This is a genomic window from Dietzia cercidiphylli, assembly GCF_014145145.1.
Lineage (GTDB): Bacteria > Actinomycetota > Actinomycetes > Mycobacteriales > Mycobacteriaceae > Dietzia > Dietzia natronolimnaea.
In genome coordinates, this window is sequence record NZ_JAALEA010000340.1 from 1 (window position 1) to 4,192 (window position 4,192).

Sequence of the window (4,192 nt, forward strand, 5' to 3'; positions counted from 1 at the left end):
CCCCCGCCGGGCCCCGCCCGCAGCCGTCGGGAAGAGCGTTCCGCACACATCGGCCGAGTAGATCTGCGCGGAACGCTCTTTTCGATGGCGGGGCGGGGCGGGGCGGGGAGCAACAGGGGCGGGCAGGAGTGGGCAGGGGTGTGGTCAGAGCCCGGGGGGCGTGTAGGCGGCGGTGTGCTCGGCCGCGCCGCTCGCGGTCATGAGGTCGGCGATCCGGCGGATGTCGGCCGGGCCGGGCAGTCCCCACCCGGGTCGGTATCCGTAGATCTCCGCGAGCGTCGTCGAGTCCCGGGTGCCGTTGGCCAACTCCACGTCCTCGGGCCCGATCAGTGACGGGTGGGGCACGCCGACGGCGCCGGAGATCTTGACGAGATCGCGTCGCAGCGACCGGATGTAGGCCGCGCACCGCACGGCCTTGTTCGTGGGGTCCACTCCTCGGACCAGCCACGGGTTCTGGGTGGCCACCCCGGTGGGGCAGCGGTCGGTGTGGCACTTCTGGGCCTGGATGCAGCCGATGGAGAGCATGGCCTCGCGGCCGACGGCGATCATGTCCACACCGAGCGCGAACGCGACCGCCGCGTTCTCGGGGATGCCCAGCTTGCCGGAGCCCACGAACACCACGTCGTCGGTCAGTCCGGCCTCGGCGAAGACCCGGTAGACGCGGGAGAATCCCAACCGGAACGGCAGTGACACCGCGTCGGTGAAGACGAGCGGGGCGGCGCCGGTGCCACCCTCGCCACCGTCGATGGTGATGAAGTCGACGCCTCGCTGCCGCGGGATCATCGCGGCGGCCAGCTGCTCCCAGAAGTCCAGCTCGCCGACCGCGGATTTGATGCCCACCGGCAGGCCGGTGCGCTCGGCGATCTCCTCCACCAGGTCGAGCATGGAGTCCACGTCGTGGAAGGCGGTGTGCCGGGACGGGCTCGCACACTCGCGGTCGGTGGGGATGCCGCGGATCCGCCCGATCTCCGCCGTGACCTTGGCCGCGGGCAGCAGGCCGCCCAGTCCGGGTTTGGCGCCCTGGCTGAGCTTGATCTCGATCGCCCGGATCGGGTGCTTCTCGGTGAGGGCCACCAGAGCGTCGATGTCGAATCGGCCTTCGGCGTCGCGGACCCCGAAGTAGGCGGTGCCGATCTGGAAGACCAGGTCACCGCCCTTCTGGTGGTACGGGCTCAGCCCGCCCTCGCCCGTGTTGTGCAGAGCGCCCGCGAGAGCGGCGCCGCGGTTGAGGGCCTCGACAGCAGGTGCCGACAGCGCGCCGTAGCTCATCCCCGAGATCGACACCAGGGACTCGGGGCGGAACGCGCGGGCCCGGCCGCGGGCGGCGCCGAGGACCTTGGCCGGTGGGAGTTGGATCTGCTCGGCGGAGTGCGCGTGGGCCGACACCGTCACCCCGGCGAACGTGCGCGGCTTGACGATCGGGTAACCCTCGAGGAACTCGATGTTGTTGTCCGTGCCGAACCCGAACGTGGTGGCCCGTCCCTCCGCCGACTCCTGGATCCAGGCACGTTGGTCCCGGGTGAACGGCCGCTCCTCGTTGTTGCCCGCCACGATGTACTGGCGCAGTTCGGGACCGATGGAGCTCAGGGCCATCCGCGCGTGCCCCAGGACGGGGAAGGTCCGCAGGATCGGGTACCTGGTCTGTCTCAGGTCCGAGGCCGCGACGGCGGCCAGGGCGGCGACGGGGGCGCCGAGGAGCCACTTGCGCATGTCGACCTCCGGGGTCTGTCGGTGTCCCCATCATGGACCACCCGTCACCCGGCGTGCCCGGGACCGCCGCGCGGTGGGAGTACGTCTACAGTGGCCGGACCGTCGCGGGATACCGGAAGGGCGCGACGCGCCCGCCCGGACCGGACACGCGAGAGGACCATATAGATGACCGACCCAGTGCAGGATGACGGCCCGCAACCGCTTCCCCCTCCACCCTCGGCCGGATCGGGCTACTCCACCTCCCGCACGGTGCGAACGGGCGAGGTCGATCCCCTGCGCCGGCTGCGGTTGGACAGCATCGCCCGGTACCTCCAGGACGTGGCGGGCGACGATCTCGAGGCCACCGGTCACGCGCGGACCGACCCGTACTGGATCGTCCGGCGGACCGTGATCGACGTGATCGAGCCGATCTGCTGGCCGGCCACCGTCCACCTCCAGCGCTGGTGCTCCGGACTGTCCACGCGGTGGGCGAACATGCGGGTGCGACTGACGGCGGAGCACCGGGACGGCCCCGACGACGACGGGCCGCGACCCGACGGACTGGTGGAGACCGAGGCGTTCTGGATCAACGTCAACGCCCACGGCGTGCCCGCCCGCATCAGCGACGAGGGCTTCGCCACCCTCTCGGCCACCACGGAGACCCACCGCCTGCGGTGGGCCGCCATGACCACGCCCCCGCCCGCCGGGTCCCCCGGACCGGATCAGCCGGAGGACCGACCCCACATCCTCCGCAGCACGGATTTCGACCTGCTCCAGCACGTCAACAACGCCGCCTACCTCGACGCGGTCGAGGACGAACTCGTCGATCACCAGGACCTGCTGAGGCAGCGCCACCGCATCGTGATCGAGTACTCGCACCCCGTGGTCCCGGGGTCGTCCATGACGATCCGGCGTAGGCGGTCCGGACACCGGTTGCAGATGTGGATGACGGTGGACGACCGCGTCGCGGCGACGGTGACCGTCACGGGTCAGCCGGACGACCGGCAGGAGAGCTAGGCGAGCGGACGATCGTCAGGGCAGGATGCGCGAGACGACCTCCGCGGCCACGTCCTCCAACAGCGCGCCCGCGTTGGCCATCGACCTGGCCAGGTCCGGCTCCCGCTCGGTGAGGGCGGCCGCGGCCGCGAACCCGGCCTCCGCCACGCGGTCGGCACCCAGGTCCAGCCGTCCGCACACGGCCACCACCGGCACGGCGTGCGAGCGACACAGCGCCGCCACACCCATGGGGGTCTTGCCGTGCATCGTCTGGTCGTCGAGCCGGCCCTCGCCGGTCACCACCAGGTCGGCGGCGGACACCACGTCCTCGAGGCCGGTGAGGGTGCCCAGGACCTCGAATCCCGGATCCAGGGACGCGTCGAGCAGTTCGCGGGCCGCGAAGCCCACGCCCCCGGCCGCGCCGGAGCCCGGTGCGTCGGGATCCACCTCGAGTCCCTGGCCGCGCAGTACCTCGACCAGGCGGGCCAGTCCCGCCTCGAGGGCCTCGATCTGGTCGGCGGAGGCCCCCTTCTGCGGGCCGTAGACGCGGGCCGCCCCGAGCGGTCCGAGCAGGGGGTTGTCGACGTCGCAGGCGACCAGGATGCGTGAGGCGCGGACCGCGGGGTCGATCCCGTCCAGGTCGACGCGGTCGAGGTTCACCAGCGCGCCGCCGCCGTCGGGGAGTTCGGTGCCGCAGGAGTCGAGGAAGCGGGCGCCCAACGCGGAGAGCATCCCGCTGCCGCCGTCGGTGGAGGCGCTGCCGCCGATGCCGAGGTGGATGTTGCCGCGACCCGAGCGGAGCGCGGCCAGGAGGACCTCGCCCACACCGCGGCTCGAGGACTCGAGGGGCCGCATCCGGCCCCCGGGGAGTCGGAGCAGCCCACAGGCGTCCGCCATCTCCACGAAGGCGGTGTCCGGGTCGATGGCGGCGAACGAGGTCTCGACCGCCTCCCCGGTGGGGCCGGAGGCGGTCACGCGGACCTCACGGGCGCCACCGGCGACCATCACCTCGAGGCTGCCGCCGCCCCCGTCCGCGACCGGCCTGACCACCACATCGGTGTCCGGGTGGGCACGGCGAGCCCCTTCGGCAGCGTGATGGCATGCCTCGATAGCGGTGAGAGAACCCTTGAAGGCCCCGCATGCCACGACGATCGTCACCCCTGCATCATTCCCCATCGTGTCGGCGGACACACGACGGCCCGGGGTCGTGGCTCTGGAGGAGTCACGACCCCGGGCCGTGGAAGTGCATCCGGGGTGAGGGGATGCGCGCGTGTCAGCCCAGCGAACCGGCGGTCAGGCCCGCGTCGACGCCGACCTCCGCGCCGGCCTCGGCGCCGGAGCTCAGACCCGCGAGCGCGCCGCTCAGCGAGCCGGTGTCGGTGTCGGTGCCCTCGTCGGCGGAGCCGGAGACGGAGCCGGTGTCGGTGCCCTCGTCAGCCGAGCCGGAGACGGAACCGGTGTCGGTGCCCTCGTCAGCCGAGCCCGAGACGGAGCCCGTGTCGGTGTC

The 4,192-nt window shown here is 72.4% G+C and carries 3 protein-coding genes and 1 pseudogene; 1 reads left to right on the forward strand and 3 read right to left on the reverse strand.

All coding sequences use genetic code 11. The features are described 5' to 3' along the window. Window positions 1-144: 144 nt before the first annotated feature. On the reverse strand, window positions 145-1,710 hold the full coding sequence (locus G6028_RS12250; protein ID WP_182659029.1) for an FMN-binding glutamate synthase family protein: 1,566 nt from the start codon (window positions 1,708-1,710) through the stop codon (window positions 145-147). Between the two features lie 165 nt (window positions 1,711-1,875). Between G6028_RS12250 and G6028_RS12255 the strand changes: the two genes are divergently transcribed. Further along, window positions 1,876-2,706 carry an acyl-[acyl-carrier-protein] thioesterase gene (locus G6028_RS12255; RefSeq protein WP_182659030.1) on the forward strand — a complete coding sequence of 277 codons (831 nt, stop codon included), beginning with the start codon at window positions 1,876-1,878 and terminating at the stop codon, window positions 2,704-2,706. Window positions 2,707-2,721: 15 nt separating this feature from the next. On the opposite strand, the gene G6028_RS12260 is transcribed toward G6028_RS12255, so the two are convergent. Further along, window positions 2,722-3,843, reverse strand: a complete 1,122-nt coding sequence (locus G6028_RS12260) for a glycerate kinase (RefSeq protein WP_182659031.1) — start codon at window positions 3,841-3,843, stop codon at window positions 2,722-2,724. 115 nt (window positions 3,844-3,958) lie between these two features. After that, a pseudogene (locus tag G6028_RS12265) lies at window positions 3,959-4,192 on the reverse strand (hypothetical protein); the annotation flags it as partial.